The organism is Nonomuraea aurantiaca, from assembly GCF_020215705.1.
GTDB classification, from domain to species: Bacteria; Actinomycetota; Actinomycetes; order Streptosporangiales; family Streptosporangiaceae; genus Nonomuraea; species Nonomuraea aurantiaca.
Genome location: NZ_JAIWNB010000028.1, coordinates 107,257 through 124,069, shown reverse-complemented (window position 1 = coordinate 124,069; position 16,813 = coordinate 107,257). Strand labels below are relative to the sequence as shown.

19 protein-coding genes and 1 tRNA gene are annotated in these 16,813 nt (G+C 68.1%); 10 read left to right on the top strand and 10 right to left on the bottom strand.

Annotation, left to right across the window (positions count from 1 at the left end; genetic code table 11):
* Nucleotides 1–248 precede the first annotated feature (248 nt).
* Nucleotides 249–620 (top strand): GNAT family N-acetyltransferase, encoded by a 372-nt coding sequence (locus LDL49_RS44575; protein ID WP_225300983.1) that lies wholly within the window; start codon nt 249–251, stop codon nt 618–620.
* 367 nt (nt 621–987) lie between these two features.
* Here the strand turns inward: LDL49_RS44575 and LDL49_RS44570 are convergent, their stop codons facing one another.
* Together LDL49_RS44570 and LDL49_RS44565 are read right to left on the bottom strand one after the other, a co-directional pair.
* Nucleotides 988–1,203: a hypothetical protein gene (locus LDL49_RS44570; RefSeq protein ID WP_225300982.1), complete on the bottom strand. Its 216-nt coding sequence runs from the start codon at nt 1,201–1,203 to the stop codon at nt 988–990.
* Nucleotides 1,204–1,373: 170 nt separating this feature from the next.
* Nucleotides 1,374–4,169 (bottom strand): putative Ig domain-containing protein, encoded by a 2,796-nt coding sequence (locus LDL49_RS44565; RefSeq protein ID WP_225300981.1) that lies wholly within the window; start codon nt 4,167–4,169, stop codon nt 1,374–1,376.
* A gap of 390 nt (nt 4,170–4,559) precedes the next feature.
* On the opposite strand from LDL49_RS44565, the gene LDL49_RS59450 reads away from it, so the two are divergent.
* Nucleotides 4,560–5,051 (top strand): transposase, encoded by a 492-nt coding sequence (locus LDL49_RS59450; RefSeq protein ID WP_443689899.1) that lies wholly within the window; start codon nt 4,560–4,562, stop codon nt 5,049–5,051.
* A 157-nt stretch (nt 5,052–5,208) separates the two neighbouring features.
* On the opposite strand, the gene LDL49_RS44555 is transcribed toward LDL49_RS59450, so the two are convergent.
* The 4 genes from LDL49_RS44555 to LDL49_RS44540 form a co-directional block, all read right to left on the bottom strand.
* Nucleotides 5,209–5,295 (bottom strand) — tRNA-Ser (locus LDL49_RS44555).
* Nucleotides 5,296–5,305: 10 nt separating this feature from the next.
* Entirely contained in the window at nt 5,306–5,761 is a 456-nt protein-coding gene (tadA, locus tag LDL49_RS44550) for a tRNA adenosine(34) deaminase TadA (protein WP_225300980.1), read from the bottom strand.
* On the bottom strand, nt 5,758–6,234 hold the full coding sequence (locus tag LDL49_RS44545; protein ID WP_225300979.1) for a tRNA adenosine deaminase-associated protein: 477 nt from the start codon (nt 6,232–6,234) through the stop codon (nt 5,758–5,760). Before LDL49_RS44545 ends, tadA begins: the two co-directional genes overlap by 4 nt.
* A gap of 16 nt (nt 6,235–6,250) precedes the next feature.
* Nucleotides 6,251–6,760 (bottom strand): tRNA adenosine deaminase-associated protein, encoded by a 510-nt coding sequence (locus tag LDL49_RS44540; protein WP_225300978.1) that lies wholly within the window; start codon nt 6,758–6,760, stop codon nt 6,251–6,253.
* A gap of 140 nt (nt 6,761–6,900) precedes the next feature.
* On the opposite strand from LDL49_RS44540, the gene upp reads away from it, so the two are divergent.
* The 6 genes from upp (at nt 6,901) to LDL49_RS44510 (ending at nt 10,893) form a co-directional block, all read left to right on the top strand.
* Entirely contained in the window at nt 6,901–7,539 is a 639-nt protein-coding gene (gene upp, locus LDL49_RS44535; protein WP_225300977.1) for a uracil phosphoribosyltransferase, read from the top strand.
* 129 nt (nt 7,540–7,668) lie between these two features.
* Nucleotides 7,669–7,893 (top strand): hypothetical protein, encoded by a 225-nt coding sequence (locus tag LDL49_RS44530; RefSeq protein ID WP_225300976.1) that lies wholly within the window; start codon nt 7,669–7,671, stop codon nt 7,891–7,893.
* A gap of 97 nt (nt 7,894–7,990) precedes the next feature.
* Nucleotides 7,991–8,149 carry a hypothetical protein gene (locus LDL49_RS44525; RefSeq protein ID WP_225300975.1) on the top strand — a complete coding sequence of 53 codons (159 nt, stop codon included), beginning with the start codon at nt 7,991–7,993 and terminating at the stop codon, nt 8,147–8,149.
* Nucleotides 8,146–8,676 (top strand): PH domain-containing protein, encoded by a 531-nt coding sequence (locus tag LDL49_RS44520; protein ID WP_225300974.1) that lies wholly within the window; start codon nt 8,146–8,148, stop codon nt 8,674–8,676. The genes LDL49_RS44525 and LDL49_RS44520 overlap by 4 nt, the downstream gene beginning before the upstream one ends.
* A gap of 96 nt (nt 8,677–8,772) precedes the next feature.
* A complete protein-coding gene (locus LDL49_RS44515) occupies nt 8,773–10,116 on the top strand; it encodes a helix-turn-helix domain-containing protein (RefSeq protein WP_225300973.1) in 1,344 nt (447 codons plus the stop codon).
* A 99-nt stretch (nt 10,117–10,215) separates the two neighbouring features.
* The gene (locus LDL49_RS44510; protein ID WP_225300972.1) at nt 10,216–10,893 is read left to right on the top strand and encodes a FadR/GntR family transcriptional regulator; all 678 of its coding nucleotides are present in this window, start codon (nt 10,216–10,218) and stop codon (nt 10,891–10,893) included.
* A gap of 10 nt (nt 10,894–10,903) precedes the next feature.
* Here LDL49_RS44510 and dnaN read toward each other — a convergent pair whose 3' ends face one another.
* The 3 genes from dnaN to LDL49_RS44495 all read right to left on the bottom strand — a co-directional run bounded on the left by dnaN (nt 10,904) and on the right by LDL49_RS44495 (nt 14,144).
* The gene (dnaN, locus tag LDL49_RS44505; protein WP_225300971.1) at nt 10,904–12,001 is read right to left on the bottom strand and encodes a DNA polymerase III subunit beta; all 1,098 of its coding nucleotides are present in this window, start codon (nt 11,999–12,001) and stop codon (nt 10,904–10,906) included.
* A gap of 62 nt (nt 12,002–12,063) precedes the next feature.
* On the bottom strand, nt 12,064–12,714 hold the full coding sequence (locus LDL49_RS44500) for a response regulator (protein WP_225300970.1): 651 nt from the start codon (nt 12,712–12,714) through the stop codon (nt 12,064–12,066).
* Nucleotides 12,711–14,144, bottom strand: coding sequence for a sensor histidine kinase (locus tag LDL49_RS44495; protein WP_225300969.1), 1,434 nt, complete (start codon nt 14,142–14,144; stop codon nt 12,711–12,713). Before LDL49_RS44495 ends, LDL49_RS44500 begins: the two co-directional genes overlap by 4 nt.
* A gap of 109 nt (nt 14,145–14,253) precedes the next feature.
* On the opposite strand from LDL49_RS44495, the gene LDL49_RS44490 reads away from it, so the two are divergent.
* A complete protein-coding gene (locus tag LDL49_RS44490; RefSeq protein ID WP_225300968.1) occupies nt 14,254–15,159 on the top strand; it encodes an ABC transporter ATP-binding protein in 906 nt (301 codons plus the stop codon).
* Nucleotides 15,156–15,890, top strand: coding sequence for an ABC transporter permease (locus tag LDL49_RS44485; RefSeq protein WP_225300967.1), 735 nt, complete (start codon nt 15,156–15,158; stop codon nt 15,888–15,890). Before LDL49_RS44490 ends, LDL49_RS44485 begins: the two co-directional genes overlap by 4 nt.
* Nucleotides 15,891–15,892: 2 nt before the next feature.
* On the opposite strand, the gene LDL49_RS44480 is transcribed toward LDL49_RS44485, so the two are convergent.
* Nucleotides 15,893–16,771, bottom strand: coding sequence for an SMP-30/gluconolactonase/LRE family protein (locus LDL49_RS44480; RefSeq protein WP_225300966.1), 879 nt, complete (start codon nt 16,769–16,771; stop codon nt 15,893–15,895).
* Nucleotides 16,772–16,813 lie beyond the last annotated feature (42 nt).

The following is a 16,813-nucleotide window of genomic DNA, read 5'->3' as shown; positions in this document are numbered from 1 at the left end:
TACCTGTCGGAGACCTCCATGGCCGACCTCCACACCGGCAGCGCTGCACGCGACCCGGCCGAGCTCACCACGCACTCAGAATCGCAACCGTCGATCACGTAGTTACACCACTCCACGGGACGCCATCCGGTGGTCAAAGGGCTGATTCCCTGACCGGCAGTCATGCGCCGAGCATGTCGAGGGGTCCGCCGACAAGCACCAGAGCGAACGCCGCCCAGCAGAACAGATGCAACGGCCGAGTGCGATGAATGTCCTCGATCGCGGCGGCCGCCTGGTGGTCTGCGGGGCCGTGCGCCCCGTGGGCGACGCGTCGGCGGCGACCGGTCTGGTCCCCGGGGCATCGGGGGCAGGGGCTGGGGTCGGGCCTGCTGGACCGGCTGATCGGGGAGGCACGGCCGGTCCGGCTGGAGACCGAGTCGGTGACCCCGGAGGCCCACGCACTGTTTCTCTTGCGCGGGCTCCGGCAGACGTTCGCCGAGGACGTCTACCGCCGCGACGCCATCGCCTCGACCGGCGGCTCCTCGCCCCACAACCGGTCGATCAGCGCCGGGGCCACCGGCCGCACCAGCGCCGGCACCAGCACGCTCACCAGCGCCCGCAACTTCAGCGAGGTGATCTGACACGACCGCCCGTCGTCACCGACGACCTCCAGCGGGCCCAGCACACGGATGTCCACACCCTCATGAAATCGCCTGATCCTCCGACAAGAGGAAGGCGGGCGGTCGGCCTGGAGAAGCCTGGCGCGGCCCGGTTTTGGGGTAGCCGTCTCGTCCGTCTGGGACACACACGTCCCTTGGCGTCCTTGCCAAGCAAAAGGCCCCGGCCGAGTGCCGCACCGCCGACAGCGACAACGCGGCGTCCGCCAGATACACGTTGCGGACGGCCGGGGCCCGCCACGCGCACCGGGCGACCGTTACCGTCCCGGTCACCGTGGCGAGCAGGCGGTGATGTCCGAGCTCCACCCGCCGCCGCGGCACCCCGCCACAATCACCCGCCCGGTGACGACGCGATTGCGTCCCGTGACGCCACGCCATCCTGCCCGGCCATCTCGCGGGCCACCGGATCGGTCACCGTGAACCGCTCGCGCGCGGGCCATAGGCCTTCAAGCTGATCGAGTCCGCCCAGGCTCGCTGGCGCGCGGTCAACGCACCACACCTCGTCGCCCTCGTTCGCGCCGGAGCCACGTTCATCAACGGCAAGCACGTCGAACGCCCCGAGGAGTCACCAGCTGTCGAGAAACCCCCAGTAGTTGCCTAAAAGATCTTGATCAACAGGTGTTGACGATTGCTCTTCGGGAGCGTTGGACGGCCTCTGAGCCTTCAGTGTTTTCTGTCGGCCTGACTCAAAAACAACTGCAGACCGCCGTGGCAGGTTCAGGCGACGGAATGGGTGATGGTGCCGGAGTACGAGCCCGCTACCTGGGATGGGATGAGGGTGAAGGTCACAGTCGGGTTCCAGGTCACGGAGTTGGCGCCCGTGCCGGTGATCCAGGACGCGCCAGGGCCGGGCAGGGATCCGTTGGCCAGGTTCCCCGGGACGAAGGTGCCGGTGCCGGTGGTGCTGCCGGAGCCGGAAGAGTAGGCGATCTTGTTGGTGGCGATGGTCTCGCCGGCCGTCGCGGTGCCCGTGGTGAACGACGTCGCGCTGACCGTCACGGTCCAGGAGGCCGAGGTGTTCCCGCGATTGTCGGTCACGGTCACCGTGCCCAGGCTGTTGCTCAAAGTGGGGCTGCTTGCGGCAACGGAGCCGAGGTTCGCCGATCCCGGGACGGTGATCGACAGTGAACCGGGGGCGACCGTCAGCGTTGTCGGCTGGGTGGCGGTCTGGGTTCCCGCGTCGGCGACCATGACGGTGAAGGAGAAGACGCCCGCTGTGGTGGGCGTTCCGGAGATGATGCCGGTGGCCGAGGCGAGAGTGAGGCCGGGTGGCAGGCTGCCGGCGCTGATGGACCAGGTGAGCGGGCTTGTGCCGCCGGTGGAGGTCAGTGTGCGGCTGTAGGCGACGCCGACCTGGCCCGCCGGTGGTGTGGTGAAGGCCAGGGCCAGGGGATCGACGTAGGTGTAGGTGGCGGCCCCGGCCACGCCGTTGGTGACGACCTTGACCTGGACGGCGCCGGCAGCGTGGGCGGGCATCGAGGAGATGCTGAGGGTGCCGTTGCCGTTGACGGTAAAACAGCCTGTCGCCGCTCCGGCTGGGCAGAGCAGGAGCGTGGTGGGGGTGCCCGCCTGGAATTGGGCGGTGGTGCCGATCTCGACTGCTTTCGCGCCGATGATGTCCGTTCCGGAGACGGTTACGCCGTCCATGGTGAGTGCGTCGAGGTTGATGTAACCGGTGTCCCCGGTATCGTAGCTGTAGGCGATGGTGTTGGTGCCGGCGTTGAGGGTGACGGTCTCGATCGAGACCGCCCAGGTTTCCCAATCCCCCGTGGAGGGAAAGCTCACCTGCCGCAGTTTGACGCCATTGACATAGAGACTCACTGTCTTGGTACCCGCAAAGGGATATGGCCCATTGGAATACCGCAAGGCAGCCTGATAGTTACCGGCTGGGCCGGGGTTGACGGTGAATGTTGTCATGGCACCCACGGCGTCGTACCTGTCAACGAAGCCGGTGCCGGTGTATCCGGTGTGATCATTGTTGAGGCCTGCACCGCCGCTGAGCGTGGCGTTTTCGGCCTGGTATAGGCCGCTCCCACCGGCGGATGGGCCGCTTGCCGGGCTCAGCGTGAGACTGCCCGGCGCCGTTGGCAGGGTGCCCGCCGTCGTCGATGACGAGACACCCTGAACGGCGTCGGTTGCGGACGCCGTGGCGGTGCTACTGCTCTGGATCAGTGCGGGCGTGACGCTGCCACCGGTGACGATGGCGACGACCTGGATAGGTGCCAGGGTCGCTCCGTTGGTGAACGGACCGTTGCTGTTGACGCAGGTGACAGTCTGGCCGACGGGCGTCTGGCAGACCCATCCCAATCCGTACGCGCCCAGCGGTTTGACTCCGGTGGGGACGGTCTCGATGACCGTGACCGGCCCGGGCGCGTTGGGGCCCGCGGCGACTCCGGCAGTGACCGTGTAGGTCACCGGGTCACCCTGTTGCGGTGACGCGCCGACATAGCTGGTCTGGGCGACGGACAGCACGGGAGCCGGGTCCAGTGTGACGGCCTTGACCTCGTCGGCCTCGTGGAAGTCGGTCACGCCGCCGGCCGCCGCCGTCAATCCGAAGGTGAGCTGCTTGGGGATCCCGGCGGTCGTCCAAGTCGACCCCGGGTACAGCCCGGCCGGGACGATGGGCAGGGCACCCGACAGGGTGCTGACCACGCCGCCCACCTGGGTGACCTCTATTTTGTACTGCCCGGCTGCGACCGAGAGGCCCGAGGGTGTCAGGATCGTCCCCGTGGTCGGGTTGATCACCACCTCAACCGGCACGGTCGATGCCGTACGGGTCGCAGCTCGTAGCGCGAGAGGCGGAGACGAGGTGTTCACCGCCGTACTGTTGATGGCGCAGTATCCGGTGATGCCCGCCCCTGGGCCGCGTACGAGGACCTGGCCGGGAACGGTGCCGGCAGCCGAGATGTAGGCGGGGTCGGTGCAGTTGGTCCCTTCTTTGTCCCTGCTGCTGAACGATCCATAGATATCGAGGCCGACACCGAGGTAGGCGTTGTTGAGGCCGACGAGGCTGCCGGTGCGCACCGCCGAGTAGCCGAGTGCACCGCCTCCCTGTCCAATGAAGGTCGGGGGTACTGGAGTAACCGGATCGGCGGCCGCAAACGCGAAGGCGAGCCCGTCGGCCCCACCCCCGCCGTACTGGTAGGCGTTGAAGGTGACATCCAGGCCCTTGCCCACCTGGGTGGCGAAGGTGGTGGCACCGTAGAAGCCACCCAGCCTTGCGGTGGTGCTGTCCGTCAGGCGCAGTTTTCCTGAGCCCTGCGCGTCCGTGGACGTCGGGCAACTGCGCAGGACCCCGGTGGTGGTGTTGCCGCTCGCGGTCAGGCATACGATGTTCGATCCTGTCGCACCCGCCGGCAGCGCCGGCTTCGACACGGCCCCGGTCCCGTTCGCGGTGTTGTTGTGGAAAGGCTGGTCGAACACCGTCGTGGCGACGGCCTGCGCCAAAGCCGGTGCCAGCATCACCAGTGTCAGCCCGAGCAGGATCGCGATGAGGCGTCGGCTGCGCGGCATCACAGTCTCCACGCCACAGCCTGCAGCGCACCGACGCTGCTTGCCAACGTGCTCGTCATGCCGTGCGCCCTCCCGGCCCCGCTGTCACCTACTCGACCTTCAGCACACTAATAACTCTCAGCATCTGAACATTTACTTCAAGTGATGGCTTTCGAGAAATTTACCCAGGGCTCAGTTCGGCTGCAAGAGCCGACGCACCCTTGATCCCAAGCGGTGGAGACAATCGGGACTTCTGGCCAAGCGGACATTCGTTGCATCTGGCCCTCGTTGAGTTTTTGATCTTTGGTCGTGACAGTCTTCGGTCTTCTCGTTACGACGAGCGACCGGAGAGGTGCTGTGGCGCGGTGTCAGTTGACGGCCAGTGATCGTGAGGAGATCTCCCGATGCCTGATGGAGCCGATGAGCAATATGGAGATCGCCGCGCATATCGGTCGTGATCCGTCGGTGGTGTGTCGGGAGGTCAAGCGCCATGGTGGCAGGCAGGCATATCGAGCGCATCGGGCCGAACGTGACGCGGCCGAGCAGCGCAAGCGGCCCAAGTGCCGCAAACTGGATGCTGACCTCACCCTGCGGGAGCAGGTGGTCGCCGGGCTGTGCATTGGATGGTCGCCTGAGCAGATCGCGGGCCGCTTGCGCCGCGAGCCGGATACCGCGACCCTGGGAAGGTGGCGTCCCACGAGGCGATTTACACCTGGATGTATGCCTCGCCCAAGGGTGAGCTGGCGGCGCAGGGCATTCGGTTGCGGCACGGTCGCGAGGAGCGCCGGCCGCGGGGGCGGACCAAGTCCATGTGTGCCCGAATTGTGGGGATTCCTTCCATCGAGGACCGGCCGGCGGCGATGGCGGGCCGCGCCGTTCCCGGGCACTGGGAAGGCGATCTGATCATCGGCAAGGCGGGTAAATCGGCGGCAGCGACGCCGGTGGAGCGGACCAGCATTTCAAGATCGCCTGGAGGCCCGTTCCCCCACGGTTCCCCCATGATCTTGTCATGCGAAGGGCCTCCGACCTGTTAGTGCAGGTCGGAGGCCCGATTTAGCGGCGGTGGTGGTGGGATTTGAACCCACGGATGAGTTGCCCCATCACACGCTTTCGAGGCGTGCGCCCTCGGCCACTAGGCGACACCACCGTCGACGAGCTTACCGGATCCGCCGAGTGCCGAAGAACTCCTTTAGTACCGCGGCGCACTCCTCGCCCAGCACACCCATGACGACCTCGGGACGGTGGTTGAGCCTGCGGTCACGGACCACGTCCCACAGTGACCCCACAGCCCCGGCCTTCTCGTCGACCGCCCCGTACACGATGCGGTCGACCCGGGCCAGCACCGCGGCCCCCGCGCACATCGTGCACGGCTCCAGCGTGACCACGAGCGTGCAGCCGCTCAGCCGCCACCCCCCGAGCGACCGGGCGGCCTGCTGGAGTGCCAGAACCTCCGCGTGCGCGGTCGGATCGGCGGAGGACTCGCGGGAGTTGCCGGCGGAGGCGAGCACCTCCCCTCGCGGGCCGAGCACGACCGCGCCGACGGGGACCTCGCCACGGGCGCCGGCCGCGGCGGCCTCCGACAGGGCCAGGCGCATCGCGTCGGCGTGGTTCACCGCAACCGGTCGAGCTCGTCGGCGAAGGACAGCCGCTCGGCGATCACCGAGAGGATGTCGGCCGGCAGCACGCCCTCTTCCATGCTCAGCTCCAGCAGCTCTTCCGAGCCCACGCCCAGGTCGCTGAGCAGTTCGAAGTCGCCGGACGGCTTGACGCCCAGCCCGTTGCCGTCCTTGTCGGGCGCCACCCCGGCGAACTCCGCGAACAGCTCGCCGAGCATGTCCGACATGATGGCGTGGGCGTCGGAGAGGAACACCCGGGGCTCGTCGTCACCGCGGTAGCGGACGATGGCGAACCATTCGTCCTCCACCTCGACGCAGAGCAGGGCGAGCTCGTCACCGGACAGGCCGAGGGCCTCGGTCACCGCGTCGCCGAAGTCGTCGACGATCTCGGCGTCACCGAGATCGACCTCGGCGCCGCTCCAGCCGCCGGAGATCTTGACGAAGGCCGCAGAGAAGGTGTTGGACGCCATGTCCGTGCTCCAGGGGTCAGCCGAAGACCGATTCGATGGCCCGCTCGAACGGCTCGGAGAAGCCGAGCCGCGCGGCGATGCTGGAGAGTACGTCTTCCGGGAGGAGTTCGATGTCGCCGGAGAGTATGCCCAGCTCCATCTCGTCGAGTCCCAGATCCGCGAAGATGGACAGATCGCCTGCCGGGAGCACCGTGTCCTCGTCCTGGAGGATCTCGTCGAGCTCCTCCTCATCGGGGATCGGCACGTCGAGGTAGTCGAGGACCTGCTCGGCCAGCGGGAAGTCCCAGGACGCGGCGATGTCGGACAGGAACACATCGACGCGATCACCCAGGACGCGCAGCGCCACGAAGAACTCGTCGCCCACGGCGACCAGGCCGATCGTGCCACTCTCGCTCGGCTGCTGGCGCAGCGCCTTGATCAGCCCATGCAGATCAGACGTCAGCGCGACCGGCAGCAGGCCGGCCTCCCAGCACTCGTCCTCGCGATAGACCACGATGGCGAAGTCGAGCGCATCTTCTTCTGTCATCGTCCACCCCACGACGTGGTCACTACGGGATCCAATCGTTCCAGACCCGGCCACCCCCCGTGGGCTGCTCCGACCAAATTGTGATCAAAACCCATGACGCGACGTGCCGGTTCGTTGCACACAAGATAGCGTTGTCCCTTATGGAAACCCTCGTCGTCGACCATCCTCTCGTAGCGCACAAGCTCACCACGCTGCGCGATGTCCGGACGGACTCGCCGACGTTCCGCCGGCTCGCGGACGAGCTGGTGACCCTGCTGGCGTACGAGGCGACGCGCGATGTGCGGGTCGCGGACGTGACCGTGCAGACGCCGGTCGCCGAGGCCCACGGGGTGCGGATGGCCAAGCCCTATCCGCTGGTCGTGCCGATCCTGCGGGCGGGTCTCGGCATGCTCGACGGCATGACCAGGCTGCTGCCCACGGCCGAGGTCGGTTTCCTGGGCATGATCCGCAACGAGTCGACGCTGGAGGCCGAGACCTACGCCACCCGGCTGCCCGACGACCTGTCCGGGCGCCAGTGCTACGTGGTCGACCCCATGCTGGCCACCGGCGGCACGCTGGCCGCGGCCGTGCGATTCCTGTTCGACCGCGGGGCGGTGGACGTCACGGCGATCTGCCTGCTCGCCGCGCCCGAAGGATTGGCGTACATGGACAAGGTGTTCGCCAACTCCGGCAAGCCGATCCGCGTCGTGACAGCCGCCCTCGACGAGCGGCTGAACGAGAACGGTTACATCGTTCCAGGGCTGGGCGACGCCGGAGATCGTTTGTACGGGGTGGTCTGACTCGTCACGCTGCGCACTCACTTCGTTACATACTGTTGTCACGTGGGTATGAGGTGAGGGGAAGGCAACTTCCGCACGCGCGTGGTGGGGAGCAGCGATGAGCGTTTGTCCGGCTACCGAGGTGTTGTCGTGAGCGACCACACCGAGGCGGAGCCAAGTCCGTACGCGGACGTGGAGACGGCACTCCGCGAGGAGTTCGTCGGCATCCACTCCGCGATCACCGTAACGCGCTGCGTCGAAGCGGCGCACTACGGCGCGCTGGAGGTCACGGGCTACGCCCATCCGAGTCTCGTCGAGCGGATCGCGCGCAAGCACCTTCACGTCCTGGCTCTCGTGGCCAGCGAACGTGGCTAAGCAAGATCAAAACTATCCCGTCAAGTTACCTTTACCCCGGCATTGGGGTGGGTAATGTAGAGAGCGGGTGGAGTAGGTAAGTGGTACGGAGGCGACAGTGCAGGTCAAAAAGGTCCTCACATACGGTGGTATGGCTTTTGTGGCGTACTACCTGTTCGCGCGACCAACCGATGCCGCTGACGCGGTCAGAGGGGTGTTCGACAACGTGATCAACGCGGCCGACTCACTGGCCCAATTTGTGAACAACCTCGCATGAGACTTGTGACCCACGGGGACTCTGCTCCGGCGTCGGTCAACCGCTACCTTCTCCCCCATGAACAACAGGTCATCATGGTACGGCGTCACCCAGCCGTGCTGCTTCGCCCGGTCGCCGAGGTTTTCGGCGGCCTGATCATCGCCGGACTGCTCAGCAAGATTTTCGGCGGCGAGGGGAGCAGCACGGCCCTCGTCGTCGTCTGGTGGCTCTGGCTTCTGCTCTTGATCCGCTTTGTATGGAAAGTCGCGGAGTGGTCGGTCGACTACTTTGTGGTCACCTCAAAGCGGATGTTGCTCACCACGGGCCTCATCACGCGCAAAGTCGCGATGATGCCGTTGGGCAAGGTCACCGACATGAGCTTCCAGCGATCTCTCCTTGGGCGCATGCTCGGCTACGGTGAGTTCATCCTTGAATCCGCTGGTCAGGATCAGGCGCTGTCAACAGTCGAGTACATTCCGTATCCGGAGACCCTGTACCTCGAAGTGTGCCAGATGCTTTTCCCCAGCAAGGACGACAGCGACGATTAATCCTGCCGTGGGGAATTCTTCACGTGGGGATACCCGATTGCGCCACTTCATGCAATCATTGCGGAGTGTTGACCCTTCCCCGCCTTGAGAGATGAGATGCCGAGTCAGGGAACCATCGGTGACCGCGTCCGAGGACTGCGGCTAAACAGGCGGATGTCACAGGCCCAGCTGGCCGGACCCGACCTGTCTGACAGTTATGTCTCGCTCATCGAGTCGGGCAAGCGGACTCCGACTCCGGTTGTAGCAAGACTCCTGGCCGAGCGCCTGGGGTGCACCACCGAGTTCCTCCTGCATGGGATCGAGCCTCGGCAGCGCATCGATACCGAGCTCGGCCTCCGCCACGCTGAGCTGGAGCTACAGCATGGCGACCCCGTCCTCGCGGCCGACCGCTTCACGGAGATCGTGAAGGCGGCCGACGAGGAGAACGCGCTGCTGACCGCGCACGCCCGCCTTGGCAGGGCGCGCGCCCTCGAAGCGCAGGGACGGCTCGGCCAGGCGGTCGAGGCGTTCGAGCGGCTGCGCAGGGAGGCGGCGGCCCATCCTGAGCGGCTGGCCGACCTGCCGCTCACCGTCGCGCTGAGCCGCTGCTATCAGCGGGCGGGCGACCGCCTGCGGGCCCGCGACCTGGCCGCGCACGCGCTGGAGCAGGCGGAGCGGCTGGCGATCACGCAAGGCGAGATCGCCATCGACCTGGCCGCCGCGCTGATAGAGGTGCGCAGCGGACGCGAGGGCGACTCTCCCGAGCTCGGCTTCGTCCGGCGGGTGCTCGACGCCAGCGGCGTGTCTGAGATTGTGGACCGTTCCGCTGAGATCCACGCCCTCTGGCAGGCCAGTGTGGCCGCCGCCGGTGGCGAGGACTCCGCGCTGGCCGTACGCCTGGCCGACGACGCGATCATGGCCGGCCGGCCCGCCAGGCTCACGCTGCAGCTGGCCCGTGTGGCCATGCACTGGGCCAGGCTGGACTCCGCGCCGATCGCCGAGGCCGACCGGTGGGCCGAAGCGGCGTCTCGCGTGTTCGCGAGCACCGCGGGCAGCACGCAGGAGCACGGCGAGAGCCTCATCGCGCACGCCAGGGTCAAGCTGCGGGCACGAGACGCCGTGCGAGCGGGCGAGCTGGCCACCTCGGCGCTCGATCTGGTGCACGACGCTCCGGGCACGGCACCGGCCGAGGCCTACCTCGTGCTCGCCAGCGTCGCGCTCGCTCTGGACGCCGACCTGTCGAGACCTCTCGGCGAGGCCCGGCAGCTGCTCGAGACGCTCAACCGTCCGGTGTTCGGCTCCGACAGGCAGGCCGCACGTTGCTGGCGAGAGCTGGGCGACCTCTACGGCAGTTCCGGCGACAAGGCCCAGCAGACCAGCGCCTATCGCAGGGCGTTGGAGGCCGCCGGAGTCCATTCCGCACTGGCAGGGGTGAAGATCGACGTTTCAGTGTCCCGCTAGCCCTCCGGGAGCTCCAGATTTGGTTTTTGAGTCTGGAATAATTAGGGTCTACCAGTCATTGACTCATGGGATGACTGGCACCCCCGGAGGAGGCGGACTGTGAGTCTGCGTACGGCTCAGCGAGCTTCGCTCGTCGACCAGGTGATCGATCAGCTCAAGGAGCAGATCACCTCAGGGTTGTGGCAGATGAACGGCAAGATCCCAACTGAGACGGTGCTCGCGGAGCAACTCGGCGTGGGACGCAACACCGTTCGCGAGGCCGTACGCGCGCTTACACACGCCGGGCTGCTGGAGTGCCGCCAGGGTGACGGGACCTATGTCCGTGCTACCAGCGAGCTCTCCGGCGCCATGCTGAGGCGCCTGCGCCAGGCCGAGCAGCTGGAGATCCTCGAAGTGCGACGCGCACTGGAGGTCGAATCTGCTCGCCTGGCCGCCACCCGGCGCACCGACGAGGACATCCTGCGCATCGAGGCGGCCCTGGCCGAGCGCGACCGCGCCTGGGAGCTGGACGACCCGGACGCCTTCGTCGAGGCCGATCTGGCCTTCCACATGTCCGTGGCGCACGCCACGCACAACCTCGTGCTGATCGACCTCTACGAGGACTTCTCGGCGGCGCTGCGGGCCAGCATCACGGCCGCCGGCACATCGCTGAACAAGAGCTACATCCCCCACGACGCCATCGCGCGCGCCATCTCCTCGGGCGACGCCACCGCCGCCGAGCGCGCCGGGCATGCCTGCATGGAGCACATTCTCATCGCGCTCACCGAGGGCGAATAACCCGCAAGGGTCAGCCGAGGCGCAGCGACATCACCAAATAGCGGAAGCTGGGCTGCCCATCTCCAGGAACGTCCTGGATCAGGGCGGCCCTTGTCGGTGACTCCATATTGAGGCGGGCCAGGTCGCTCTCTATGCCGGTCAAGCCGTCGAGGAGGAACTGCGACTGGAAGGCGATCTGGATGTCGTCACCGCGCAGCTCGCACTCGACCACCTCGGAGCCGCGGCCGATGTCGCCGCCGCCGGCCTGGATGCGCACGTGACCCTGGCTGAACGACAGCCGGATCGCGGTGTTGCGCTCGGCCACCAGCGCCACCCGCTTGATGGCGTTGACGAACGCCGTCACCGGCACGTCGGCCCTGATCGACCAGTCGGCGGTCAGCCTGGTGCGGTAGTCGATGAACTGCTCGTCGAGCAGGCGGACCGTGGTGCTGCGGCCGACGCTCTCGAAGCCCGCCACGCCGTCGCCCAGCGCCACCGCCACCTCGCCGCCGCGCAGCGTCTTGGCCACGTCGACCAGCACGCGGGCCGGCACCATGGCGGACACCGCGACGTCGGGCGTGGCCGGGCGCCAGGTGAGTTCGCGGGCCGCGATGCGGTAGCGGTCGGTGGCCGCCATCGTGACCGACTCGCCCTCGATGTCGACCCTGATGCCGGTGAGCATCGGCAGCGTGTCGTCGCGGCTGGAGGCGGGCGCGACCTGGCCCACGGCCGAGGCGAAGACGCCGCCGCCGATGGCGCCGATGCTCGGCGGCATCGTGGGCATGGTCGGGAAGTCTTCGACGGGCATCGTGATCAGGCCGAACTCGGCGCTGCCACAGGTCAGGACCGCCTCCTGCCCCTCGGTGACGATCTCGACGTCGTCGGCGGGCAGGCTGCGGCTGATCTCCGCGAGCAGGCGGCCGGGGATGAGCACCTGGCCCTGCTCGGCCACGTCGGCGTCGATCCTGGCCTGGGCCGAGACGTCGTAGTCGAACGCGGACAGGCTCAGCTCCTCGTCTGCCCCCAGCAGCAGCCCCGAGAGCACGGGCACCACAGGGCGGCTGGGCAGCACCCTGGCGGCCCACGCCACCGCGTCTGCCAGAACATCGCGGTTTACCCGGATTTTCACCTGACCCACCCTTTCGTGTTGCTGCCTCCTATGAAAGGTAGCCGGTGTCACCGACAATGCGGCTATCTGCTGTTGAGGTAGGCGAGCACCGCCAGGACCCGGCGATTGTCGTCGTCAGAAGGCGCCAGACCCAGCTTGGCGAAGATGCCGGCCGTGTGCTTGGCGACCGCGCTCTCGCTGAGGTAGAGCCGCTGGGAGATGGCGGCGTTGGAGCGCCCTTCGGCCATCGCCTCCAGCACCTCCCGCTCGCGGGGCGTGAGGGCGGCCAGCGGCTCGTTCCTGGCGTTGCTGGCCAGCAGCTTGGCGATCACGTCGGGGTCCATCGCGGTGCCGCCCTGGGCGACCCGGCGTACGGCGTCGATGAACTGCTCGGCGTTGAAGACCCGGTCCTTGAGCAGGTAGCCGATCGCGCCGGACCCGTCGGCGAGCAGCTCGCGCGCGTACAGCTGCTCGACGTGCTGCGACAGCACCAGGATCGGCAGACCGGGCACCTGCTGACGGGCGGCCAGCGCGGCCTGCAGGCCCTCGTCGGTGAAGGTGGGCGGCAGCCGCACGTCCACGATCGAGACGTCCGGGCGCAGCTCGATCAGCCCCTTGAGCAGCTCGGGCCCGCTCTCCACGGCGGCCACGACCGTGAAGCCGTGCGCCTGGAGCAGGTGGACCAGGCCGTCCCTGAGCAGGTAGAGGTCTTCGGCGACGAGAACGCGATTCACCGGCTGAACCATAGACGACGAGGGGTCGCCTCCGCCCACCAGCGCTCCTTGTTGTGGCAGACCGGGAGCAGGGTGGCCGTCAGGTACATGGTGCAGCCAAGAGCGATCATGAAGAGGATGACCGGCCACTGCCACGGCTCCGGCATGTACAGCGCGAGGAACCAGGCCTTCTCCTCAAAGCCGATGACCTTGAAGATGCCCGCCACGATGCCCTGCGGGAACAGCGGGCACCAGGCGGTCAGCCAGAGCGTGACCACCAGGGCGACCTTCCAGCGCGGCAGCTTGGGCAGGCTGCCCGCCCAGTGATTCGGCAGGACCTTGGGCATGCTCATGGTCACCGTGGTCGGTCCCCCGGGCGGGCTGTTCACCGCGAGCACCCCGTCGAAGGCCGCCAGCCGCCGCTCTATGCCCATGAGGCCGCTGCCCTTGCCGGGGTCGGCGCCGCCCATGCCGTCGTCGATCACGGAGATCCGCAGGTCGGAGCCGTTGCCGCTGACGTCGACGGTGGCCGTGGCGGCCCCGCCGTGCCTGGCGGCGTTGGACAGCAGCTCGCTGACCGCGAAGTAGGCGGCGGCCTCCACCGGCGGCTCCGGGCGGTGCGGCAGGTCGACGTCCACGTGCACCCGGAGCGGGCTGTCGATGGCCAGCGCGCGCACGGCGTCGGCGAGCCCGCGCTCGGCCAGCACCGGCGGGTGGATGCCGCGGATGACCGTACGCAGCTCGGTGAGCGTCTCCGAGGACGCCTCCTTGGCCTTGGACAGCAGCGCCTTGGCCGCGGCCGGGTCGGTGTCGACGAGCTGCTCGACCGCGCCGAGCGTCATGCCGATCGCCACCAGCCGCGCCTGCGTGCCGTCATGCAGGTCGCGCTCGATCCTGCGCATCTCCGCCGACTGGGTGTCGGCCGCCAGGTTGCGTACCCGCTGGAGGTGGTTGACCTGCCCCGCCAGGCGGCTCGCCGCGGTCGGGGCCAGCACCAGCTCGCACCACATGCCGTAGACGCGCAGCCCGCGGTCGGGCAACAGCAGGAACAGCGGCAGCAGGCCCAGCTTGACCACCGGGTCCAGGACCAGCCAGACGCAGTCGCGCCAGGTCGCCGGGTCGGAGACCAGCCACTTCCACCTGTCGTTCCAGGCCGGCACCCGCGGCGACTTGTACAGCGTGCGGTGCGAGCGGTACATCCCGTCGGCCTGCCGCTGCGGAGGCGGCGGCTTGGGCAGGTACGGCGAGTCGATCCGGACCCCTAACCACTCCCCGACCAGCCGTCTCCTGCGCTCCGCCACCTGCCTGGCCAGCCGCACCTGCAGCGGGAAGAGAGGGACCACGCCGAGGCCGAAGGTCAGGACGAGCAGGCAGAAGGAGACGACGGCGGCGGGCACCTCGACGAGGATCAGCGCCAGCAACGCCGCGACCTGGACGTACCTTCTCAGCATGCTCCCAGTGTGCGCGATCCACGGCATCGCGCATATTGCACCTAGATACACCTTCGCCGGGTACCCAGCCCGATTCTCCGCGAGAGCCGGAATTCCTAGCGTCTAAGGCATGAAAGTCATCGAGGTCAGGAACGTCCACAAGCGGTACCCGAACCACGTGGCGGTGGATGACGTGTCGTTCGAGGTGTCGGATGGCGAGATCTTCGGCATCCTCGGCCCGAACGGCGCCGGCAAGACCACGACCGTCGAGTGCGTCGCGGGGTTGCGCACTCCCGATCGTGGCACCGTACGCGTGGCCGGGATCGACCCTCAGCAGGACAGGGACGCGTTGCGGCGCGTCCTCGGCGCGCAGCTGCAGAGTGCCGCGCTGCCCGACAAGCTCAAGGTGTGGGAGGCGCTGGATCTCTACGCCTCCTTCTATCCGGACCCGGCCGACTGGTCCGAGCTGATCGAGCGCGTCGGGCTCGGCGGCAAGCGGGAGGAGCGCTTCGGCGAGCTCTCCGGCGGTCAGCGGCAGCGCCTGTCCATCGCGCTGGCGTTGGTCGGCCGGCCACGCGTCGCGGTGCTCGACGAGCTCACCACCGGCCTCGACCCGCAGGCCCGCCGTGACACCTGGCAGCTGATCGAGCAGGTACGCGACTCCGGCGTGACGATCGTGCTCGTCACCCACTTCATGGAGGAGGCCGAGCGGCTCTGCGACCGCGTCGCGCTCATCGACGCGGGCCGGGTCGTCGCCACCGACACACCCGCGGGGCTGATCGCCCAGGTGGGCGGCGCGCAGCGGCTGCGGTTCCGGCCGACCGCGCCCTTCTCCGACGACCTCCTCCTGGCCCTGCCCGAGGTGAGCGAGGTCGCCAGGAGCGGCGAGCAGGTCGTGGTGACGGGCACCGGCGACCTCGCCACCTCCGTCATGCTGACGCTCGCCCGGCATGAGGTCGTCCCCGCCGACCTGCGCATCGAGCAGGCCACGCTCGACGACGCGTTCCTCGCACTGACTGGAAGGAAGCTGTCATGAGGAAGATCCTCCTCGTCGAGACCAAGCTGCATCTGCGGCAGTGGCCCACGATGGTCTTCACCATCGGCCTGCCGCTCGCCCTGCTGCTGGCGCTCGGCAGCATCCCCGACCTGTCCGCGCCCGATCCGGCGATGGGCGGCCAGCGGTTCATCGACACCCAGCTGCCGGCCCAGATGACCTTGCTCGCGGTGCTGACGCTCGCCTGCACGGTGCTGCCGGCCGTCCTGGTCACCTATCGCGAGCAGGGGGTGCTCAGGCGGATGTCGACGACGCCCGTCCCGCGGGGCCGGCTGCTGGCCGCCCAGCTGATCATCAACCTGGCCATCGGCACCGTGTCGGTCGTCCTCCTGGTGGTGGTCGGGAACCTGGTGCGCGGCGTCGCGATACCCAAGCAGCTCCCCGGTTTCGCGCTGGTCTTCCTGCTCGGCTCGGCCGCGCTGCTGGCCCTGGGACTGGTGATCGCCTCGGTCGCGCCGTCGGGGAAGTCGGCGCCGGGGATCGGGTCGGTGGTGATGTTCCCGCTGATGTTCGTGGCGGGCATGTGGATCCCGCGCGAGGTCATGCCGGACGCGCTGCGGGTGGTGAGCGACTACTCGGTGGCGGGGCCGTTCGCCCAGGCGTTGCGCGACACCTGGGCGGGGCACGCGCCGCAGCCGCTGCACCTCGTCGTCATGGCGGCCGGCCTGCTGGTCTTCGGCGGGATCGCGATCCGGTTGTTCCGCTGGGAGTAGCGCTAGGACCAGACGGGGCGGGCGCCCGTGACGTTCAGCATCACCGAGTAGAGCGAGGACGAGGACGCGATGAAGAGCCTGTTGCGCTTGAGGCCGCCGAACACCAGGTTGGCGACATCGTCGGGCAGGCGGAGCCGGCCGATCAGCGTCCCGTCGGGGTCGTGGCAGAGCACCGCCTTGCCCGCCGCCGCCCACACCCGGCCCGTGTCGTCCAGCCGCATCCCGTCGAAGCGGTCGTCGTCGCCTCCCTGTGCGAAGACCTTGCCCTCAGAGAGCGTGCCGTTGTCGTGCACGTCGAGCACGCGTATGTGCCTGCGGCGGGTGTCGGCGATGTAGAGACGGGACTCGTCCAGCGAGAAGGCCAGGCCGTTGGGCCGGTCGAAGTCGTCGGCCACCCGGCTCACCTCGCCCGTCACCGGATCGACGCGGTAGACGTGACAGCCGTCGATCTCCGGCTCGGCCCGATAACCCTCGTAGTCGCTGTCGATCCCATAGGCGGGGTCGGTGAACCAGATGGAGCCGTCGGAGCGGACCACCGCGTCGTTCGGGCTGTTGAGCCGCTTGCCCTGCCATCGGTCGGCGATCACGGTGATGGAGCCGTCGGCCTCGGTGCGGGTGACCCGGCGCTGACCCTGCTCGCACGAGATCAGGCGGCCCTGGCGGTCGAGCGTGTTGCCGTTGACGTAGCCGGCGGGCTGCCGGAAGGGGCCCACGGCGCCGGTCATCTCATCCCAGCGCAGCATCCGGTCGTTGGGGATGTCGCTCCAGACCAGAAACCGGCCCGCAGGGAAATAGACGGGCCCCTCGGCCCAGCGGGTGCCGAAGTAGATGCGCTCGACCAGGTCGTCGCCGCCGACCGTGGCGAAGCGCTCGTCCAGCACTTCGAGCTCCGTGGGAATGTGGCCATATGGTGTTTGGTGAAA

Bases quoted from the DNA above. Each gene is read 5' to 3' on its own strand.
- LDL49_RS44565 (WP_225300981.1), bottom strand. From the start codon at position 4,169: ATGCCGCGCAGCCGACGCCTCATCGCGATCCTGCTCGGGCTGACACTG.
- LDL49_RS44575 (WP_225300983.1), top strand. From the start codon at position 249: ATGTCCTCGATCGCGGCGGCCGCCTGGTGGTCTGCGGGGCCGTGCGCC.
- LDL49_RS59450 (WP_443689899.1), top strand. From the start codon at position 4,560: ATGGAGCCGATGAGCAATATGGAGATCGCCGCGCATATCGGTCGTGAT.
- LDL49_RS44485 (WP_225300967.1), top strand. From the start codon at position 15,156: ATGAGGAAGATCCTCCTCGTCGAGACCAAGCTGCATCTGCGGCAGTGG.
- LDL49_RS44520 (WP_225300974.1), top strand. From the start codon at position 8,146: ATGAGACTTGTGACCCACGGGGACTCTGCTCCGGCGTCGGTCAACCGC.
- upp (WP_225300977.1), top strand. From the start codon at position 6,901: ATGGAAACCCTCGTCGTCGACCATCCTCTCGTAGCGCACAAGCTCACC.
- LDL49_RS44515 (WP_225300973.1), top strand. From the start codon at position 8,773: ATGCCGAGTCAGGGAACCATCGGTGACCGCGTCCGAGGACTGCGGCTA.
- LDL49_RS44545 (WP_225300979.1), bottom strand. From the start codon at position 6,234: ATGGCGTCCAACACCTTCTCTGCGGCCTTCGTCAAGATCTCCGGCGGC.
- LDL49_RS44490 (WP_225300968.1), top strand. From the start codon at position 14,254: ATGAAAGTCATCGAGGTCAGGAACGTCCACAAGCGGTACCCGAACCAC.
- LDL49_RS44540 (WP_225300978.1), bottom strand. From the start codon at position 6,760: ATGACAGAAGAAGATGCGCTCGACTTCGCCATCGTGGTCTATCGCGAG.
- LDL49_RS44495 (WP_225300969.1), bottom strand. From the start codon at position 14,144: ATGCTGAGAAGGTACGTCCAGGTCGCGGCGTTGCTGGCGCTGATCCTC.